The following is a 632-nucleotide window of genomic DNA, read 5'->3' as shown; positions in this document are numbered from 1 at the left end:
TAACGCCCTGTTAAGGTGTGAGCAACGCAATACTAAAGCCGCCGCATACCAACTTAAACACTAAACGCAACGCATAGTAAAAATGCCACGCGTTGCGAATCACTCTTAAACAGTTTGTTATGTGCGTACCAAACGGTAGCGCCTTACTGTACCTTCACTTTCATCTGTGTAGTTGCCCAAATAGACACCACCACAGTTTTCGATGACCTTTTGTGATGCTGAGTTTTCGATTGAACAGGTCACAATAGCTGAGTCAGATACAACATTGTCACGAACCCAAGCGAGAAGAAATGAGGCGACCCCTTTACCACGAGCTGTCGGTTTGGTTTCATAACCAATATGACCTATGACATTTTCAATGTACTCGTTTGTACCGTGTCGAACTCTGATTGACCCGAGAATTACACCTGACTCCATACAAAAATAAGTTGTTATTGGAGCCCAACCGTCAGGCAACCCTAAACCTTTAGAGTATGCGATTCTCTTCTTTAGATACGCACTACTGTCAGTTTTTGCTTCTTCATAAAGCTCTAAGCCATCAGCAATACAGGACTCAACGTAGTCTTTAAACTGGTCTTGATGACCTACTTTCGCTTTCGTAATTTCCATTTTACTCCTAAGCACATAACGCC

The 632-nt window shown here is 42.9% G+C and carries 1 protein-coding gene; it reads right to left on the bottom strand.

Annotated elements, in window-relative coordinates; genetic code table 11:
- Positions 1-117 precede the first annotated feature (117 nt).
- Positions 118-609: a GNAT family N-acetyltransferase gene (locus ELS82_RS25680; RefSeq protein ID WP_134837839.1), complete on the bottom strand. Its 492-nt coding sequence runs from the start codon at positions 607-609 to the stop codon at positions 118-120.
- Positions 610-632 lie beyond the last annotated feature (23 nt).

Source organism: Vibrio ouci (assembly GCF_004551525.1).
GTDB classification, from domain to species: Bacteria; Pseudomonadota; Gammaproteobacteria; order Enterobacterales; family Vibrionaceae; genus Vibrio; species Vibrio ouci.
Note: the sequence above shows the minus strand (reverse complement) of the source record. Positions and strands in the feature narration are given on the sequence as shown.

Bases quoted from the DNA above. Each gene is read 5' to 3' on its own strand.
- ELS82_RS25680 (WP_134837839.1), bottom strand. From the start codon at position 609: ATGGAAATTACGAAAGCGAAAGTAGGTCATCAAGACCAGTTTAAAGAC.